Origin of the sequence: Gordonia marina (assembly GCF_052036135.1) — a bacterium.
Taxonomy (GTDB): domain Bacteria; phylum Actinomycetota; class Actinomycetes; order Mycobacteriales; family Mycobacteriaceae; genus Gordonia.
This window is the reverse complement of sequence record NZ_JBPSDN010000001.1, coordinates 44876-62036: the sequence shown is the minus strand read 5'-3', so window position 1 is coordinate 62036 and position 17161 is coordinate 44876. Positions and strand designations below refer to the sequence as shown.

The window sequence follows — 17161 nt, the reverse complement described above, 5'->3', positions numbered from 1 at the left end:
CCACCACCTGACGGAGAGAACCATGACCACTTATCACGTCGACGTCTACCGCGATGACCGTTGGTGGATGATCCGAGTTCCCGAACTCGACGGATCGCAGGGCATCGCCGAGGTCATCTCGCAGGCCCGCCGATACGCCGAGATCGAGCCTCAGGCTCGCGATCTCATCGCGCTCGTCGCGGATGTAGCTCCGTCCACCATCAAGCTCGACCTCCACGTCACCGCCCGGAACCTCGACATCACCGCGACCGCCGAGCAGATCGCCGCCGATCGCGTAGCGGCCGCCGAGGCCGAGCGACGAGTCCTCGATGAGTCCACGCGAGCAGCACGAGAGCTGAAAGCGGCCGGCGTTACGCTCCGAGACATCGGCGACATCATCGGAGTCAGCTTTCAGCGCGCGGGTCAACTCGTCGCCCGATAGTCCCGACGCTCTTCCGAGCGTCGCGAACTCAGCCCGGGAACGGCGGACGGACCTCGATCACCTGGCCCTGGTGGACCAGCTGGAGGGGGCCCTTGTACTCGCCGCTGGCCTCGTCGAGGATCTCGTCGGCATCGGACCACGGCACGATATGCGTCAGCGCGAGCGAGCGGACCCGGGCCCGGGATGCCAGCCGGCCCGCCTCGACGCCGGACAGGTGCATGTCCGGCGGGCGCTGATCCGGGGCGTGCGTCCACGACGCCTCGCACAGGAACAGGTCCGCGTCACGGGCCAGGTCGACGACGACGTCCGCGTAGCCGGTGTCGCCGCTGTAGACCAGGACCTCCCCGTCGGGTCCGGTGATGCGCAGCCCGAAGGTCGACGGCGGGTGCGCCACCTTGAACGGCTCCACGGTCAGCCCGTTGACCGTCACCGGCGAGCGGTCGACCCACTCGTGGACGTCGTAGGTGTCGCTGATGTCGTCCACCTCGCCGGGATACTCCGACGACGCCGAGCCGATCCGCAGCGCGGTGCCGGGTGGGCCGAACAGCAGCGAGCGCTCGGTGGCCTTCTCCGGCGCCCAGCGTCGCCAGACCAGCATGGCCGACAGATCGAGGCAGTGATCGGCGTGCAGATGCGAGAGCATGACGGCCACCCGGTTCGGGTCCGCGTGCTGCAGCAGCACGCCGAACACGCCGTGCCCGCAGTCGACCAGAACCGGGTCGTGTCCATCGGCCTGCAGAAGGTAGCCCGAACACGGACCATTCGGGCCGTTCACACTGCCGGAGCATCCGAGGACCGTCAAACGCATGGAGACCACTCTGCCACGACACGCCTGACGAGAGACGTCAAACCCCCGCCTGTCGCCCGTCCCGTCATCGGGCCCGGGCACGCCTACACGTGGGTCACATCACCGACGGTCGGCCCTAGAAACCGGGTCGAAAGCCTCTGGAAAGACGCGGGATCGCCTGTGGCAGAAAACATTCGGGCCGCGCCGCGTCCGGTGTGCGGGTGCAGGGTGTCGGTCTCGGTGAGCATCTTGAAGGTGTCCTTGGCGGTCTCCTCGGCGCTCGACACGAGGGTCACGTCGTCGCCCATGACGAGTTGGATCACGCCGGACAGCAACGGGTAGTGCGTGCAGCCGAGCACCACGGTGTCGACGCCCGCCTCCTGAAGCGGTTCCAGGTAGCCCTCGGCGAGCCCGAGGATCTGCCGGCCGGAGGTGATGCCGCGCTCGACGAAGTCGACGAACCGCGGACAGGCCACCGCCGTCACCTCCAGATCCGGCACCACCCCGAACGCGTCCTGGTAGGCGCGCGAGGCGATCGTGGCCTCGGTGCCGAGCACCCCGATCCGGCGGTTCTTGGTGGCGACGATCGCGCGGCGCACCGCCGGGCGCACCACCTCGATCACCGGGATCGGCGCGTAGCGCTCACGCGCGTCGCTGAGGCAGGCCGCCGAGGCGGTGTTGCAGGCGATCACGATGGCCTTCACGCCGCGGCGCATCAGTTCGTCACCGATGGCCAGTGCGTGCCGCCGGATCTCCGGGATGGTGAGCGGACCGTACGGCCCGTTCGCCGTGTCACCGATGTACAGCACGTCCTCGTCGGGCAGCTGGTCGATGATCGCGCGGGCGACGGTCAGGCCGCCGACACCGGAGTCGAAGATCCCGATCGGGGCCTGGTTCACGTCGAGAGAGATCTCGGGCCTCCTTCATTCTGCGGGCGACCGTCCCGCGGGCGACGGCCGCGGCGGTCGTTCCCGGCCAGGGTCCAGGCTGCCAGTACGCCGCCCGCCGCGCCAAAGAGGTGCCCCTGCCAGCTCACCGAGCCGGCGGACGGCAGCACTCCCCACAGCACCCCGCCGTACACCACCAGGATCACCAGACCGATCAGCACCTGCCAGACGTCGCGGTTGAAGATGCCGCGGACCAGCAGATAGGTCAGCCAGCCGAAGATCACTCCGGAGGCGCCCACGGTCACCGACTGCGGCGGCGCGGTGAGCCACACCCCGAGCCCGGAGATCACCCAGACGATCGCGGTGACCACCAGGAACCGCCCCGACATGAGCAGCAGGAAGCCGAGCACCGCACCCGGGATCACGTTGGCGATCAGATGCGCGAAGTCGGTGTGCAGCAGCGGCGCCCACAGGATGCCGGTCAGGCCGTCGACGGACCGCGGCACGATCCCGTGCCGGTCCAGCCGGTACCTGGTGGCGGCGTCGACGATCTCGATCACGAAGAGCCCGGCGACGATCACCGCCATGGTCACCGCGCTGCGCTGCCACCGCGGCCAGGACTCGTCGGTACGCGCCGGGACGTTCCGCCCGGTCACCGAGCCGCCCACGCCGACGGCAGCACGTCCCGGTACGCGGGCACACCCGCCACCGACGTCGCCGCAAGCACCGCCGACACCACGGCGCGTTGCACAGCGGTGGCCGCCGCCTCGCACAGCGCCGCGATCACCGGCGCATCCGGATCCATGCCCGGCGGCATCGGCACCGCCGCCCCGGGGTCGGCGGCCACGCCGCCGGTGGCGACCGCGAACAGCGTGTCACCGTCGAGCGGCGAGTGCGCCGGCCGCACCGCCCGCGCCAGGCCGTCGTGCCCGGACATCGCCAGCCGGCGGGTCGCGGCGACCGGCAGCGCCGCATCGGTCGCGACCACCCCGATCGTGGTGTTGAGAGCCGTCCCCTTGGCATCGAGCGCCGCATAGGCGGCCACCTCGCCGGGATCCGGCGGCACCAGTCCGTGATGGGCCAGATCGTCTCCGCGCCACGGCAATCCGGTGACCGGATCGATCACCGCGCCGACCGGATTGGCCACCACCAGCGCACCCACCGTCAGTCCGCGCGCGGGCCCGTCGGCGAGCCGGATGGACGACGTCCCCAGCCCGCCCTTGAGCGCACCCGCGCGGGCACCGGTGCCGGCGCCCGCGGTCCCGATCGCGAAATCGGCCGCGGCGGACCGGTAGGCGGCGGCGCCGAACGAGACGTCGGGACGCTGCGTCCAGCCGCCGACCGGCAGGTCGAAGATCACCGCCGCCGGAACGATCGGCACCGTGTGCCCGAGCAGATCCATGCCGATCCCGCGGCCGTCGCGCTCGAGCTCGGCCATCACGCCGTCCGCGGCCGCCAGCCCATAGGCGCTGCCGCCGCACAGCACGATCGCGTGCGCGCCGCGGACGGTGTTCACCGGATCGAGCAGATCGGTCTCACGGGTGCCGGGGCCGCCGCCGCGGACGTCGACCGCGGTCGTGGCGCCGTCCGGCACGACCACCACGGTGGTGCCGGTGGCCCACCCCGTCCCGGGTTCGGTGAGCGTGCCGAGCACCACCTCGTCGTCGAGCCGCGTGTGATTCCCGACGGTGATCCCGGCGATGTCGGTGATCCGGTCGCCCGGCCGCGTCAGCACGGCCCCATCAACGCCTCGACCAGCAGTTCCTGTACCACGGTGAGCCACTGGTAGACGTCGTAGTGACCGGCGTGCGGGTCGTCCGGGGCCGGGGTGCCGTGGTCATCGGTGATGCCGAGCATCGCACCGAGGGCCAGCCGCACGTCGTTGAGCGCGGTGAGCCACTCGTCGGCCTCCTCCTCGGTCAGGGCCACGTCGCCGCCCCCGGCCGGCAGCGTGTCGAGCACCACCGCCGCCGCGGTCAATTTGGCGTCGATGATCCGCGGCTCGTTGAGACTGCGCAGCGCGCCGTTCAGGTCGGCCGCGACCGGCCCGGCGGCCAGCAGTTCGTCCTGGTCGGGGCGATGGAAGTCGGGCAGCAGACGGCCGAGGGTGACGTCCTTCGGCGCGGTGGTGTGACCGGTCCGGATCCCGGTCAGATCGGCGAGCGAATCGCGCGGCGCGGACTCGGCCCGTTCGGACAGGATCTCCGACGTCGAGGTGACCATCGACGCGAGGAGCTGGCATTCGTAGCTCTCCAGATTGGAGCAGATCCGCGCCTCGCCGCCGGTGCCGCGCCGCGTCCAGGTGCGCATCAGGAGTCGTGCTGCATGGTGGCCCACAGGCCCGCCGCATGCAGTTTGCGGACGTCGCCCTCCATCTTCGCGCGGTCGCCGGACGAGACCACGGCCTTGCCCTCGTGATGGACCTGAAGCATCAGCTCGCGCGCCTTCGGCTCGGAATAGCCGAAGAGCTTCTGGAACACGTACGACACGTAGTTCATGAGATTCACCGGGTCGTCCCAGACGATGGTGACCCAGGGTCGGTCGACGGCAGCTTCCGGTTCGGCGACCGCCGTACCGGTGCTCGTCCCGGGTGCCGATTCCTCGAGCGCCATGAGCTATAGGGTAGCGAATGTGACCAGTACCGCGCTGCTGACCGATCAGTACGAGCTCACCATGATCTCCGCGGCGCTCGCGGCCGGGACCGCCGACCGTCGTTGCGTCTTCGAGGTCTTCGCCCGCAGGCTGCCCGACGGCCGCCGCTACGGGGTGGTCGCCGGTACCGGGCGACTGCTCGACGAACTCGCCGACTTCCGGTTCACCGACGACGAACTGCGCGCGCTGACCGGCATCGTCGACGAGGCCACCCTCGACTGGCTGGCCGGCTACCGCTTCTCCGGCGAGATCGACGGCTACGCCGAAGGCGAGCTCTACTTCCCGGGCTCCCCCGTGCTCACCGTGCGCGGCGGCTTCGCCGAGGCCGTGATCCTGGAGACGCTGGTCCTCTCGATCCTCAACCACGACAGCGCGATCGCCTCGGCCGCCGCCCGCATGGTGTCCGCGGCCGCCGGGCGCCCGATCATCGAGATGGGCTCGCGGCGCACCCACGAGCGCGCCGCCGTCGCGGCCGCCCGCGCCGCCTACCTGGCCGGACTCACCGCCACCAGCAATCTGGAGGCCGCCCGCACCTACGGTGTGCCCAGCGCGGGCACCGCGGCGCACGCCTGGACGCTCTCGTTCGCCGGGAGCGGCGGGGAGCGCGCCGCGTTCGCCGCGCAGATCGCCCGGCTCGGCATCGGCACCACTCTGCTGGTCGACACCTACGACATCACCACCGGCGTGCGGAACGCGATCGAGGTGGCCGGGCCCGAACTCAACGCGGTACGCATCGACTCCGGCGACCTCGGCATGCTCGCCCGGCAGGTCCGCCAGCAGCTCGACGACCTCGGGGCGACGCGGACCAAGATCGTCGTCAGCGGCGACCTCGACGAGTACGCGATCGCGTCGCTGCGCGCCGAACCGGTGGACATCTACGGCGTGGGGACGTCGCTGGTGACCGGCAGCGGCGCGCCCACCGCGGGCATGGTCTACAAGCTCGTGGAAGTGGACGGCATCCCGGTATCCAAGCGGGCCAGCCACAAGGAGAGCCGCGGCGGCGCCAAGCGGGCGGTCCGCACGGCCCGCGACACCGGCACGGTGGTCGAGGAGATCCTCTACCGCGACGGCACCGCGTTGCCGCCGGACGCGGCCGGTACCCTGAACGTGCGCGAACTCCAGATCCCGCTGGTCCGCGGCGGGGATCGGGTCGACGGGCTGCCGACGCTCACCGACGCGCGCACCCATCTGGCCCGCGGGCTGGTGAGCCTGCCGTGGGAGGGCCTCGGCCTGAGCCACGGCGAACCGGCCATCGGCACCCGCTTCGCCGACACCCCGACCCCGGAGACCCCATGAGCCATCCGCACCGCGCACTGATCGTCGTCGACGTCCAGAACGACTTCTGCGAGGGCGGCTCGCTCGCCGTGTCCGGCGGCGGTGCGGTCGCGGTCGCGGTCACCACGCTGGTCGGCGAGTACGACGTGGTCGTCGCCACCCGGGACTATCACATCGATCCGGGCGACCACTTCTCCGAGCACCCCGACTACGTCGATTCGTGGCCGCCGCACTGCGTGGTGCACACCGACGGCGTCGGCTTCCACCCCGAACTCGACGACGTGGACTTCGACGCGGTCTTCTCCAAGGGCGCCTACAGCGCGGCGTACTCGGGCTTCGAGGGCACCACCGACGACGGCGAGTCGCTCGCCGACTGGCTGCGGGCCCGGGGTATCCGGGCGGTGGACGTGGCCGGGCTGGCCGCCGACTACTGCGTCGCCGCGACCGCGCTCGACGCGGCCCGCGCCGGTTTCGACACGCGCGTGCTGCTCAACTTCACCGCGGCCATCTCCCCGCGGTCGTGGGAGCGCGCCGAGGCGCGGTTGCGCGAGGCCGGCGTCACATTCGAGGGCGAACTGCTGTACACCGGCGCCGTGGCCGAGTGAGCGAGCGCACCGAGTCCACACTGCCCGACGTGCCCGCGCTGCTCGAGGCGGCGGTGTCCGCGCTCGGCGGCTCCCGCCGCGACGGGCAGCTGACCATGGCGTCGGCCGTCGCCGAGGCGATCGACGACGAGCGGCACCTCGCCGTGCAGGCCGGCACCGGCACCGGCAAGTCGCTCGCCTATCTGGTGCCGGCCGTCCGGCACGCCGTCGAGACCGGCGACACCGTCGTCGTCTCCACCGCGACCATCGCATTGCAGCGGCAGTTGACCGAGCGCGACCTGCCCCGGCTCAGCGGCGCACTGTCCGGGCCGGTCGGTCGTGAACCGTCGTTCGCGATCCTCAAAGGGCGCGCGAACTACCTGTGCCTCAACAAGATTCACTCCGGCGCCGCGGAGGAGCCTGAGGAGGGCATGTTCGACGCGTTCGAGCTCTCCCGGATGGGGCGGGACATCAAGCGCATTCGCAAATGGGCTTCGGAGACCGAGACCGGCGACCGGGACGACCTGAACCCGGGCGTGGACGGCAAGTCGTGGCGGCAGGTGAGCGTCAGCTCCCGCGAGTGCATCGGCGCGTCCGCCTGCGAGTTCGGCGAGGACTGCTTCGCCGAAGCGGCGCGCCGCCGGGCCGCGCAGGCCGACGTCGTGGTCACCAACCACGCCATGCTGGCCATCGACGCGATGAGCCCGGCGACGATCCTGCCCGAGCACGACGTGGTGGTGATCGACGAGGCGCACGAGCTGGTGGACCGGATCACCTCGGTCTCCACCGAGGAACTGTCGGCCGCGGGCGTCAGTTACGTGAGCCGCCGGGCAGGCAAACTGATCTCCACCGAGACCGCCGAGACCCTGGCCGGGGCCGCGCAGCAGCTGGAACTCCTCCTCGACGATGCCCGCGTCGGCGAATGGCTGCGGCTGCCCGCGGGTGCCGCCGAGGTCCTCGCCTCGCTGCGCGATCGCCTCTGGGAGGCGCGGACCGAGATCGCGCCCACCGACAAGTCGCAGCCCGCCGACGCCGATGCGGCGGCGTCCCGGCAGATGGCGATCAGCGCCACGGAGAACCTGCACGACACCGTCGTGCGCATCCTGACCGTCTTCACCGAACCCGATCCGGCCAAGCGCCGCGACGTGATCTGGCTGTCCGAAGAGCGCCTGCCCCGCGGCGGCGCGACCCGTCGTGCGCTCTTCATCGCTCCGCTCAACGTGGCCGGGCTGCTGCGCACCTCGCTGTTCGAGAACGCCACGGTGATCCTGACCTCCGCCACGCTGACCATCGGCGGCAACTTCAACGCGCTCGCGCGGACTTGGGGGCTCCCGGCGCACACCGAGGGCGACGACGACGCGACCTGGCGCGGACTGGACGTCGGCTCCCCGTTCGACTATCCCCGCTCGGCGATCCTGTACGTCGCCAAGAAGCTTCCGGCACCGGGCCGCGACGGACCGGCCGAGGCCACCCTCGACGAGATGGCCGACCTGATCAACGCCGCGGGCGGTCGCAGCTTGGGCCTGTTCTCCTCGATGCGCGCCGCCAAGCAAGCGGCCGAAGCGCTGCGCGAGCGGCTGGGAATGCCGATCCTCTGCCAGGGCGACGACACCACGTCGAGCCTCATCGAGAAGTTCGCGGCCGACGAGCCGACGTGCCTGTTCGGAACGCTGTCGCTGTGGCAGGGCGTCGACGTTCCCGGCCGGTCGCTGAGTCTGGTCCTGATCGACCGGATCCCCTTCCCCCGGCCCGACGACCCGCTGCTGGCCGCGCGTCAGCGCGACGTGGATGCGCACGGCGGCAACGGTTTCCTCACCGTGTCGGCCAACCACGCGGCGCTGCTGCTGGCCCAGGGCGCGGGCCGCCTGCTGCGCGCCGACGGCGACCGCGGCGTGGTGGCCGTGCTCGATTCCCGGCTGGTCACCGCTCGCTACGGCGGCTACCTGGCGGCCGGGCTGCCGCCGTTCTGGCGGACCGTCGACCCGGCCGTCGTGCGCTCGGCCCTGCGCAGGCTGTCCGCGCCGGAACCTCCGCGCCGAGACCACTCGTGATCCCGCTCTGGGAACGCCAGGGCGCCTTCGTTCTCGGCGACGGCGTCGAGTTCCGGGTGTGGGCGCCGAACGCGCACGCGGTGACCGTCTTCGGCGACTTCGATTCCTGGCTCGGCCGCCGGCACCCGATGTCCCGGGGCCGCGACGGTGTGTGGTCGGCCGTCGTCCCCGGCGCACGACCGGGAGACCGCTACAAGTACCGGGTGACCGGCGCCGACGGGGTGGTGCGCGACAAGGCCGATCCCCTCGCCCGGGCCGCGCAGTGCCCGCCGGAGACCGCGTCGGTGGTCACCCCGGCGTCGTCGTACCCGTGGCACGACGACGCCTGGCTCGCGCGCCGCGCACGCACGGACCCGCGGTGCCGGCCGATCTCGATGTACGAGGTGCACCTGCCGTCGTGGCGGCCCGGCCTGCGATACCGGGAGCTGGCGCCGTTGCTCGCCGATCACGTAGCGGCACTGGGCTTCACCCACGTGCAGTTGTTGCCGATCACCGAGCATCCGTACGGCGGGTCGTGGGGGTATCAGGTGGGCTCGTACTTCGCGCCGACCGCGCGGCTGGGCACGCCCGACGACTTCCGCTTCTTCGTCGACCATCTGCACACGTCCGGGATCGGGGTGCTGCTCGACTGGGTGCCCGCGCACTTCGCCAAGGACGAGTTCGCGCTCGGCCGGTTCGACGGCACATCGCTCTACGAGCACGCCGATCCGCTGCGCCGTGAGCAGCCGGACTGGGGCACCTATGCGTTCGATTGGGGGCGCGCCGAGGTCCGCGACTTCCTCATCGCGAGCGCGCTGTTCTGGTGCGAGGAGTTCCATGTCGACGGGCTGCGCGTCGACGCCGTCGCCGCGATGCTCTACCTCGACTACTCGCGCGGCCCCGGCCAGTGGCGCCCCAACGCCCGCGGCACCCACGAGAACGACGACGCCGTCGACTTCCTCCGGGAACTCAACGACGCTGTGCACCAACGGATTCCGGGCGCACTGATGATCGCCGAGGAATCCACCGCGTGGCCCGGGGTCACCGCACCGACCGGGCGCGGCGGACTCGGATTCGACCTCAAATGGAACCTCGGCTGGATGCACGACGTCCTCGACTTCATCGCTCTCCCCCACCGCGAGCGGCACCGCGCCCAGGACCGTCTCGTCTTCTCACTGAGCTACGCGACCGCCGAGAACTTCCTGCTGCCGCTCAGCCACGACGAGGTGGTGCACGGCAAGGGCACGCTGTTCACCCGCCTGCCCGCGGGCGCAGACCGGGCCGCCGGCGTCCGCGCGCTCCTCGCCTACCAGTGGGCGCACCCGGGTAAGAAGCTGCTCTTCATGGGCCAGGAGTTCGGCCAGCCCGCGGAGTGGTCGGACGTCGACGGTCCCGCCTGGACGTTGCGTGACGACCCCGCGCACGCCGGTATCGCCCGGGTGACCGCCGACCTGAACCGGCTGTACCGGGAACTGCCCGCGCTGGGCGAACTCGACTGCGACGCGGACGGTTTCGCCTGGCTCGACGCGAACGACACCACCAACACGGTGATCGGTTTCCTGCGCCGCGCGGTGGATCCGGAGGCCCCCGGCGGCACCGTCGCGTGCGTGTTCAACTTCTCGCCCCGCGACCTGTACGACTACCGGCTGGGCCTCCCGTCCGGCGGCCGCTGGCGGGAGATCCTGAACACCGGCGCGCGCGACTACGACGGCCGCGGCGTCGGCAACCTCGGCGCGGTGACCGCCGAGGAGATACCCAGCCACGGCCGCCCGTTCAGCGCGTGCCTCACCCTCGCCGCCGAGTCCGCGGTCTTCTTCACGCCACAGTGTCCACAAGGCTCGCCTCCGCCTGGTCTTTAGAACGGTGGTGGGCCGTCGGCGACGTCGGCACGTTCCCGGGCGCGGCGCAAGCGCGCACGTTCGCGGCAACGCCAGGCGTGTTTGTACGCGGTAGCGGCTCGCAGACCGCCCCCTGCCACGCTCCCATCCGCACCGTCCGGCCGGCATGGGCCCCGCAGTGGTGGTTCGGGTGGCGGGTGGGCTTGGTGGGCACAGCTCACCCCAGCGAGTTGGGGGAACAGCCACTGATTCTCCGCGCGGGTCTCGACGGTGGTGTCGTGCACGGTGATCGCCGTCCACACCACACCCTGCTGGTCGATCCATTGCTCGTCGACCCAACCGTCCTCGGGGTTGGCCGCGCCGAGGAACGTTTTCAGCAGGTGATGGCGTTTGCATTTGGGTCCGATATTGCACAAACAGGTCGGGCCGCCGGAGGCGGGACAGAGCTGGTCGAACTCCTCGCAGTGATCGAGTTCGCAGTTCCAGGCCGGCTGCTCGCACCCGGGCACGGTACAGGTCCCGAACAACGCCCGTACCAAGACGCTGAGGGCTTCAGTGGGCCGGTAGGGGTCACTCGGCAGTGCCTGACCGGCCAGAAACGCCGCCGGGACCCCGCCACCGGATTCTGGGTCGTTGTTCGCGGCTTGTCCGCGGCCCTCGGCCGGTCTGCGGTCGTCAGTGGGCCGGAACTCGGCCGACCGGCCGGGGTGTGGATCGTCGGACCGGCCGGTGGCGGCGGCGCGGGGCCGGGTTCCGGCGCCGTGTCCGCCGCCCGGGGCATCGGTGTCGGGGTCAATGGTGTACTCGTCCGGATCCGCGGGAGCACCGGCCGGGGCGTCGCCATCCTCGGGGGTCCCCGCACCGAGCCGAGGGTTCAGTAAAGCACCCAGGTCGAGGTCCCGGACCAGGGCGTCGGGGCGTTGCGCGAGGTCCCGGACATGCCCGGCACTGATCGGGCCGTGTCCATCGAGGAACGCCGGCTCATCGTCGTCGCCGGTCAGGGTAGTTTTCTGACAGACCGCATGCACGATGATCCGGGCCTGCCGCTCAGATATCTCCTCCTCACCAAGGGTCGCGGTGCAGACTTCTTTGTCGGTGCACGCGCAGGTGAACGGGAGCCGCCGCAGCCGCGCGATCGCCGCCGCCGACCGCAACATCCCCTTGCTGCGGGGGTCGTTCGGGCAGACCCCGCCGATCATCGCCTCCACCGCTTCATACGCCAGACGGGCCTCCTCGGCATCGGCGGTGATCGTGACCCCACCCAGACCGTCGGTGAAATCACGGCTGGTGACGTTCTTCCGGCGCCGCGCCTTGTCCCGCCGTTTCCGGTCCGCCTCGGCATCCCGGGTGTTCACGACCCGGTCGGCAATCCGCTCGGCTGCCTTCTCCGAGATGTGCCCGGCCACCGCGAGCGCACCGGCCAGATCGGCATCGACCTGCGCCACTGCCGCCGGATCGTCGACGATGTCGGTGCGATAGGCCACCTTCTCGAACATCTCCGGGCTGATCACGGTCCGGCGCAACAGGTCTGCAGTCGCCGGGAGCCGTTCGGCGGCGGCGATCGCCGCCCCGACCAGAGCGCGGGAGGCCCGCCGGTTCCCGGCGAAGCAGAGCGCGAAGTATTCCACCGCGACCGTGTACGGGTCGAACAAGTCATGCTGGTCTTCGCCGCCGCAGACGCGGTCGTCGAGGGTGGCCAGAGCGATGTCGAGGAACTGGCCAACGGCAAACAACTGCTGCCAGTACAGGAACGTCTGACCCCGCCAGGCGGCCTCGGCGTACACCGCCCACGACCGGCACTGAGCCTTCTCGCTGTCGGCCTGGTCGGCGGGGACCATCCCGGCCGCGGTGAGATCGACCCCCGTCCAGCGGGCAGCGAACGCGTCGGCGATCGTGTCGGTCCCCACGGCGGTCACCTCCCCCGAAGTGATGTGTTCGATATGTCTATGTTCTACGATACAGACACATCGTGGTGTGTGCCACTCAAGTCTTCTGTACCGTCACGATGACTATAAGACCTGGGTACGACAACAATTGCCGATGTGGCCACGGTCGCCCGAGGCCACCGATTCAGCGGCGATGCAGCCGTTGATGGGGAGACCTCAGGGGTTAGGTGTTCGAACAGGTCGGAGCCGCGTTGTGCGAGAACGTTGCTCGAGTCGAGACGCGATCAGTAGAGGGCGGCCGCCAGTTTGCGGCGTGCGGCGGCGACCATCGGGTCGGTCGGCTCGAAGAGCTCGAACAGCTCCAGCAGTCGCTTGCGGGCGCGGTCCTTGTCGTCGCCGGTGAAGCCGCGGACCGCGGCGAGGACCCGGTCGAACGCGGCCTCCGGCTGCTGGCTGAGCAGCAGCACGTCGGCGGCGGCGAGCTGGGCGTCGAGGTCACCGGGGGCCGCGGTGTCGATGATCGACGGGTCGTGGCCCTGCGCCCGCACGATGAACTCGAGGTTGCGGACCGTCGAGGCGGCCTCCACGTCGTTCGGGTCCGACTCGGCGACCTGACGGTAGAGCGCGAGCGCGCCGTCGACGTCGCCGTCGTTCAGAAGCTGCTCCGCGGCGGCCATCCGCGGGTCCTGCTCGGGCTCGGGTGCGCCGCCCGGCGCACCGGTCAGCACCCCGCCGACCTTGGCGAGCACCTCGTCGATCCAGCCCTGGACCTGCGCGGCCGGCTGCGGGCCGTTGAAGGCCGCGACCGGCTGACCGGCGGCGAGCGCGACCACCATCGGGACCGACTGCACACCGAAGGCCTGCGCGATCCCCGGGCTGGCGTCGACGTCGACCCGAGCCAGCACCCACTCGCCACCCGCGCGCTCGGCGAGCGCCTCCAGGAGCGGTGAGAACTGCTGCGACTCCGGCGACCACGCCGCCCACAGCTCGACGATCACCAACTGCTGCGACGACCGCCCGATGACCTCGGTCTCGAAGCTCGCATCGGTCACGTCGACGACGACCGGGCCGGCGGCGCCCGGTGCGCCGCCGCCCGGCGGACGAGTGGGAGCGCGGCGCGCGGCCTCCGCCTTGGCGGCGAGACCGGACAGATCGACGGCACCGGACATGGCTGCGGCGGCCTGCAGACCGGCGGCGGCCTGCTGGCGATTTCGGGGACTACTCACGACGACCAGTCTTCCATGTTGTGTTCGGGCGCGGCTACGACGATCCGCCGGGCGGCCCGACGGTCGCCACCATCGCGATCAGGAAGATCACCACGAAGCCGACCATCGCGGTCAGGATCACCAGGTTGCGTGCCTGCACGGCGGCCCGCTGCGCCCCGGCGTAGTCGCCCTCGGCCCAGCGGCGACCCACGGCGGCCGACTTCACGATGCCCGCGATGCCCAGCGGGAAGAAGCACAGCACCGTGGACAGGATGGTCCACAGCAGCAGATCATCGGGCTCACGCTCGGGCACCGCGTCCTCGGCGCGCACGTCGCCGTCGTCGGCCGAGAGCTCGGCGAGGTAGCCCTGGCGCTTGGCCCAGCTCTCGAAGAGGATCGTGAAGAACGGCGGGATCGACGCGAACAGCGCCAGCAGCGTGACGGTCCAGTCCCACTTCAGCGCGCGGGCCGACAGCAGCGTCACCACCACGTACGCCATGAAGGCCACACCGTGCAACGCACCGACGACCGCCGTCGCCGACTCGATATGGGCGCCGTACTTGACGCCCATGCCGATCAGCAGCAGCGCCCAGGTGATCGCCTCGATCACCGCGACCAGGCGGAAACGCCGGGCCGCGGTGGAGACGTCGAACAGCGCCTTGAGTCCGCTCACTTCGCGGCGACGCGGACGATCAGGGCGTCGCCCTGACCACCGGCGCCACAGAGCGCCGCCGCACCGATGCCGCCGCCACGACGGCGCAGCTCGTTCGCCAGGTGCAGCACGATGCGCGCGCCCGAGGTGCCGATCGGGTGGCCGAGCGCGATCGCCCCGCCGTCGACGTTGACGATCTCCGGATCGATGCCCAGCTTGCGGGTCGAGGCCAGGCCGACGGCCGCGAAGGCCTCGTTGATCTCCACCAGGTCCAGGTCGGCCGGGGCGATGCCCTCGCGGTCGCACGCCTTGATGATCGCGTTGGCCGGCTGCTCCTGGAGCGTCGAGTCCGGGCCGGCCACCACACCGTGCGCACCGATCTCGGCGAGCCACTCCAGACCCAGCTCCTGTGCCTTGGCCTTGCTCATGACGACCACCGCACACGCGCCGTCGGAGATCTGCGAGGCGTTGCCCGCGGTGATGGTGCCGTCCTTGCGGAACGCCGGACGCAGGCCGGCCAGCGACTCGACGGTGGTCGACGCCCGGACGCCCTCGTCGGCCGAGAACACGATCGGGTCCTTGCCCCGCTGCGGGATCTCGACGGGCACGATCTCGTCGTCGAAGCGGCCGGCCGCGGCGGCCTCGGCGGCCAGGCGATGGCTACGGGCGGCGACCTCGTCCTGCTGCTCGCGGGTGAAGCCGTCGGTGTCGTTGTACTGCTCGGTGAGCGCGCCCATCGGCTGGTCGGTGAAGGCATCGTGCAGGCCGTCGAACGCCAGGTGGTCGAGGAGTTCGGTGCTGCCGTACTTGAAGCCGCTGCGGCTGCCCGGGAGGATGTGCGGGGCCTGGGTCATCGACTCCTGGCCGCCGGCCACGACGCACTCGAACTCGCCGGCGCGGATCAGCTGATCGGCGAGCGCGATGGCGTCGATCCCGGACAGGCACATCTTGTTGATGCTCAGCGCCGGGACGTCCCACGGAATACCGGCCTTGACGGCGGTCTGCCGGGCCGGCATCTGCCCGGCGCCGGCGGTGAGGACCTGACCCATGATCACGTAGTCCACGGCGTCGGCGCTCACACCCGACTTCTCCAGCGCACCCTTGATGGCGACGGCGCCGAGGTCGACGGCGGACTGGCCCTTCAGCGAGCCGAGCAGGCGGCCGAACGGGGTACGGGCACCACCGACGATGACGGTCGTGTTGTCAGACATGGGGCAGATCTCCTTGTGAAACCGAATGTGATCACCGGCACCCGGCGAACAGGTGCGACCGCTTCAACGCTACCGTGAGGCCATGAGCGATTCCGCATCCGATGACGTGACTCCGACCACGAATCCGCTGTCCGCCGCGGGCGATCTCGTCATCGCCGTCGACCACGTCGGCGTCGCCGTTCCCGACTTCGATGCCGCGATCGCGTGGTACCGCGACAACCTGGGTTTCGTGAACCATCACGAGGAGGTCAACGCCGAGCAGGGCGTCCGCGAGGCGATGGTCGGCCCGGCCTCCGGCGACGGCGCAATGATCCAGATCCTCGCCCCGCTGAACGACGACTCGACCATCGCGAAGTTCCTCGACCGCAACGGTCCGGGACTGCAGCAGATGGCCGTCCGGGTGACCGACATCGACGCCGTCGTCGCCCACCTGACCGCGAACGGCGTCCGGCTGCTCTACCCGGCTCCGAAGGGCGGCACCGCGGGCTCGCGTATCAACTTCGTGCATCCCAAGGACGCCGGCGGCGTGCTGCTGGAACTGGTCGAGCCGGCCGCCGGGCACTGACAGGGCCGAGTCACACCAGTCACTCCGTTACCAAAACGCAGCGCAACACGCCGAAGGTGATCCACGACATCACCTCCGGCCGGGCTTAGTGTTGCCCACATGTCAGCACCCGGCCATCGCCAGAGCCCCTTCGCCATCGTCATGCGCGGCTACGACCGCGATCAGGTCACCGATCACATTCGCCAGCTCGAGGCCGAGCTGGCGATGATGGCCGCGGACCGCGACTCCGCGCACGCGCACGCCGACGAATTGCTCGGCCACCTCGATCAGGCCCGCGCCCGCGTGCGCAATCTGCAGCAGGACGTCGACGCGCTGTCCGAACCGCCGACGACCGTCGCCGGGATGAGCGATCGCCTGGCCCGCATGCTCACCCTGGCGACCGAGGAGGCGGACGAGATCCGCTCCACCGCACGCGACGAGGCCGCCGAACTGGTGTCGGTGGCCCGCCAGGAGGCCGACGACCTGCGGGGCGACGCACAGGCCGATGCCGCCCGCACCCTGGAGCTGGCGCAGCAGCAGGCCGACAAGCTGGTGACCGATGCGGAGGCCCGCGCGGCCGTGATCGACGAGGCCGCCGCCGAGACCAAGGAGTACTCGGCCCGCGACCGCGCCGAGGCGCAGCGCGAGATCGCCGAGCTGATGTCCGATGCCCGCGAGCAGGCCCGGAGCCTCCTGGCCGCCGCCGAGGCCGACGCCGCCGGGCTGCGCGGGGCCGCCCACCACGTCGCCGCCGCACGGCTCGCCCGCTCGCGTGATCTGGCCGGTGTCGCCCACGACGCGCACCAGCAGATCCTGGATCACCTCGCCGCACTGCGCGAGCACCTGACCGCGCTCCCCGACGCGCTGGAACTGTCCGACGACGAGCAGGCGCTGGTCGGGCTCACCGAGACCGACGACCTGGAACTGCTCAACCGCACTCTCGCCGGGCGCGACCGCTTCGAGGCGGAGGCCTACCGGCCGGGCCTGGACACCACCGACGTGCTCGATGCGCTCGACGACGAGTACGACGAGCCCGAGGCACTGATCCGCCCCGCGAACGACGAGCCCGGCGCCCGCGCTTCCTAGCGGCCCATCCGCGACGACCGGCTCGCTCCCGGGGAACCCGGGACAAGGGGGGGGGGGGGGGGGGGGGGGGGGGGGGGGGGGGGGGGGGGGGGGGGGGGGGGGG

17 protein-coding genes are annotated in these 17161 nt (G+C 71.1%); 7 read left to right on the top strand and 10 right to left on the bottom strand.

Features of this window, described 5'->3' with window-relative positions; all coding sequences use genetic code 11:
* Positions 1-22 precede the first annotated feature (22 nt).
* Complete coding sequence (locus tag ACSEEN_RS00205) at positions 23-421, top strand: HicB family toxin-antitoxin system (RefSeq protein WP_440711920.1); 399 nt, start codon at positions 23-25, stop codon at positions 419-421.
* A gap of 28 nt (positions 422-449) precedes the next feature.
* Here ACSEEN_RS00205 and ACSEEN_RS00200 read toward each other — a convergent pair whose 3' ends face one another.
* From ACSEEN_RS00200 to clpS, 6 genes are all read right to left on the bottom strand, one after another.
* Positions 450-1229, bottom strand: a complete 780-nt coding sequence (locus tag ACSEEN_RS00200; protein ID WP_440711919.1) for a cyclic nucleotide-degrading phosphodiesterase — start codon at positions 1227-1229, stop codon at positions 450-452.
* Positions 1230-1312: 83 nt separating this feature from the next.
* Positions 1313-2107 carry a glutamate racemase gene (gene murI, locus ACSEEN_RS00195; RefSeq protein ID WP_247867222.1) on the bottom strand — a complete coding sequence of 265 codons (795 nt, stop codon included), beginning with the start codon at positions 2105-2107 and terminating at the stop codon, positions 1313-1315.
* Positions 2104-2682 carry a rhomboid family intramembrane serine protease gene (locus ACSEEN_RS00190; protein WP_298441026.1) on the bottom strand — a complete coding sequence of 193 codons (579 nt, stop codon included), beginning with the start codon at positions 2680-2682 and terminating at the stop codon, positions 2104-2106. The genes murI and ACSEEN_RS00190 overlap by 4 nt, the downstream gene beginning before the upstream one ends.
* 65 nt (positions 2683-2747) lie before the next feature.
* Positions 2748-3830, bottom strand: a complete 1083-nt coding sequence (locus tag ACSEEN_RS00185; protein WP_440711918.1) for a P1 family peptidase — start codon at positions 3828-3830, stop codon at positions 2748-2750.
* Positions 3824-4405, bottom strand: a complete 582-nt coding sequence (aosR, locus tag ACSEEN_RS00180; RefSeq protein ID WP_247867220.1) for an oxidative stress transcriptional regulator AosR — start codon at positions 4403-4405, stop codon at positions 3824-3826. The genes ACSEEN_RS00185 and aosR overlap by 7 nt, the downstream gene beginning before the upstream one ends.
* Positions 4405-4707, bottom strand: coding sequence for an ATP-dependent Clp protease adapter ClpS (clpS, locus tag ACSEEN_RS00175; RefSeq protein ID WP_247867219.1), 303 nt, complete (start codon positions 4705-4707; stop codon positions 4405-4407). The genes aosR and clpS overlap by 1 nt, the downstream gene beginning before the upstream one ends.
* A gap of 19 nt (positions 4708-4726) precedes the next feature.
* Here clpS and ACSEEN_RS00170 point away from each other — a divergent pair, with 19 nt between their 5' ends.
* From ACSEEN_RS00170 to glgB, 4 genes are read left to right on the top strand one after another with little or no spacing between them, the layout of a single operon-like run.
* Positions 4727-6043 (top strand): nicotinate phosphoribosyltransferase, encoded by a 1317-nt coding sequence (locus tag ACSEEN_RS00170; RefSeq protein ID WP_440711917.1) that lies wholly within the window; start codon positions 4727-4729, stop codon positions 6041-6043.
* Complete coding sequence (locus ACSEEN_RS00165) at positions 6040-6627, top strand: isochorismatase family protein (protein WP_440711916.1); 588 nt, start codon at positions 6040-6042, stop codon at positions 6625-6627. The genes ACSEEN_RS00170 and ACSEEN_RS00165 overlap by 4 nt, the downstream gene beginning before the upstream one ends.
* A complete protein-coding gene (locus ACSEEN_RS00160) occupies positions 6624-8657 on the top strand; it encodes an ATP-dependent DNA helicase (protein WP_440711915.1) in 2034 nt (677 codons plus the stop codon). Before ACSEEN_RS00165 ends, ACSEEN_RS00160 begins: the two co-directional genes overlap by 4 nt.
* On the top strand, positions 8654-10495 hold the full coding sequence (glgB, locus tag ACSEEN_RS00155) for a 1,4-alpha-glucan branching protein GlgB (RefSeq protein ID WP_440711914.1): 1842 nt from the start codon (positions 8654-8656) through the stop codon (positions 10493-10495). Before ACSEEN_RS00160 ends, glgB begins: the two co-directional genes overlap by 4 nt.
* On the opposite strand, the gene ACSEEN_RS00150 is transcribed toward glgB, so the two are convergent.
* The 4 genes from ACSEEN_RS00150 to ACSEEN_RS00135 all read right to left on the bottom strand — a co-directional run bounded on the left by ACSEEN_RS00150 (position 10492) and on the right by ACSEEN_RS00135 (position 15428).
* Positions 10492-12381, bottom strand: coding sequence for an HNH endonuclease signature motif containing protein (locus ACSEEN_RS00150; RefSeq protein ID WP_440711913.1), 1890 nt, complete (start codon positions 12379-12381; stop codon positions 10492-10494). The genes glgB and ACSEEN_RS00150 overlap by 4 nt on opposite strands.
* Positions 12382-12644: 263 nt before the next feature.
* Complete coding sequence (locus ACSEEN_RS00145) at positions 12645-13529, bottom strand: tetratricopeptide repeat protein (RefSeq protein WP_440712010.1); 885 nt, start codon at positions 13527-13529, stop codon at positions 12645-12647.
* A gap of 91 nt (positions 13530-13620) precedes the next feature.
* Positions 13621-14238 carry a DUF3817 domain-containing protein gene (locus tag ACSEEN_RS00140; protein WP_283255284.1) on the bottom strand — a complete coding sequence of 206 codons (618 nt, stop codon included), beginning with the start codon at positions 14236-14238 and terminating at the stop codon, positions 13621-13623.
* Positions 14235-15428: an acetyl-CoA C-acetyltransferase gene (locus ACSEEN_RS00135; RefSeq protein WP_440711912.1), complete on the bottom strand. Its 1194-nt coding sequence runs from the start codon at positions 15426-15428 to the stop codon at positions 14235-14237. The genes ACSEEN_RS00140 and ACSEEN_RS00135 overlap by 4 nt, the downstream gene beginning before the upstream one ends.
* 82 nt (positions 15429-15510) lie before the next feature.
* Here ACSEEN_RS00135 and mce point away from each other — a divergent pair, with 82 nt between their 5' ends.
* Positions 15511-15993: a methylmalonyl-CoA epimerase gene (gene mce, locus ACSEEN_RS00130; protein ID WP_440711911.1), complete on the top strand. Its 483-nt coding sequence runs from the start codon at positions 15511-15513 to the stop codon at positions 15991-15993.
* 99 nt (positions 15994-16092) lie between these two features.
* The gene (locus ACSEEN_RS00125) at positions 16093-17058 is read left to right on the top strand and encodes a hypothetical protein (RefSeq protein WP_247867211.1); all 966 of its coding nucleotides are present in this window, start codon (positions 16093-16095) and stop codon (positions 17056-17058) included.
* The last annotated feature ends 103 nt before the right edge of the window (positions 17059-17161 follow it).

Excerpts from the sequence above, each read along its gene's own strand:
- ACSEEN_RS00205 (WP_440711920.1), top strand. The coding sequence starts at position 23 with ATGACCACTTATCACGTCGACGTCTACCGCGATGACCGTTGGTGGATG.
- ACSEEN_RS00200 (WP_440711919.1), bottom strand. The coding sequence starts at position 1,229 with ATGCGTTTGACGGTCCTCGGATGCTCCGGCAGTGTGAACGGCCCGAAT.
- ACSEEN_RS00190 (WP_298441026.1), bottom strand. The coding sequence starts at position 2,682 with ATGGCGGTGATCGTCGCCGGGCTCTTCGTGATCGAGATCGTCGACGCC.
- aosR (WP_247867220.1), bottom strand. The coding sequence starts at position 4,405 with ATGCGCACCTGGACGCGGCGCGGCACCGGCGGCGAGGCGCGGATCTGC.
- clpS (WP_247867219.1), bottom strand. The coding sequence starts at position 4,707 with ATGGCGCTCGAGGAATCGGCACCCGGGACGAGCACCGGTACGGCGGTC.
- ACSEEN_RS00165 (WP_440711916.1), top strand. The coding sequence starts at position 6,040 with ATGAGCCATCCGCACCGCGCACTGATCGTCGTCGACGTCCAGAACGAC.
- ACSEEN_RS00145 (WP_440712010.1), bottom strand. The coding sequence starts at position 13,529 with ATGTCCGGTGCCGTCGATCTGTCCGGTCTCGCCGCCAAGGCGGAGGCC.
- ACSEEN_RS00135 (WP_440711912.1), bottom strand. The coding sequence starts at position 15,428 with ATGTCTGACAACACGACCGTCATCGTCGGTGGTGCCCGTACCCCGTTC.
- mce (WP_440711911.1), top strand. The coding sequence starts at position 15,511 with ATGAGCGATTCCGCATCCGATGACGTGACTCCGACCACGAATCCGCTG.
- ACSEEN_RS00125 (WP_247867211.1), top strand. The coding sequence starts at position 16,093 with ATGTCAGCACCCGGCCATCGCCAGAGCCCCTTCGCCATCGTCATGCGC.